Here is a 477-nt window from a genome sequence, read left to right on the forward strand (position 1 = left end):
GACCAGGATCGACGTGTTCTTCCTCGACAAGGTTGCCCACATCCTCGAAATTGAGGAAAGGCTACGAGCCTGCCCCGATGACTCTGAGGCGCTATGGATTGCCAAGCGCAATGGCTTCTCCGACCCGGCCATCGCACGAATCTGGGGCGAGACCCCTGATGACGTGCGGGTTCGTCGGGTCGACAACGGGATTGTGCCAGTGTACAAGATGGTCGATACCTGTGCCGGAGAGTTCGAATCCTCAACCCCATACTTCTACTCGACCTACGAAATGGAGAACGAGTCGAAAAAGTCGCAGCGCCCTAGCGTTCTCGTCTTGGGTTCCGGGCCGATCCGCATTGGCCAGGGGATCGAGTTCGACTACGCTACCGTTCACTCCGTCAAGGCCATCCAGGCTGCCGGGTACGAGGCCATCATCATGAACTCGAATCCGGAAACGGTGTCTACCGATTTCTCCATCTCCGACAAGCTGTATTT

The 477-nt window shown here is 56.8% G+C and carries 1 protein-coding gene; it reads left to right on the forward strand.

Going from position 1 to position 477, the window contains the following annotated elements; all coding sequences use genetic code 11:
• Positions 1-13: 13 nt before the first annotated feature.
• The coding region (locus KHA85_RS16650; protein ID WP_498039899.1) for a carbamoyl phosphate synthase preATP-grasp domain-containing protein at positions 14-477 on the forward strand (464 nt) is incomplete at its 3' end.

Source organism: Dietzia massiliensis (genome assembly GCF_018390595.1).
Taxonomy (GTDB): Bacteria; Actinomycetota; Actinomycetes; order Mycobacteriales; family Mycobacteriaceae; genus Dietzia; species Dietzia massiliensis.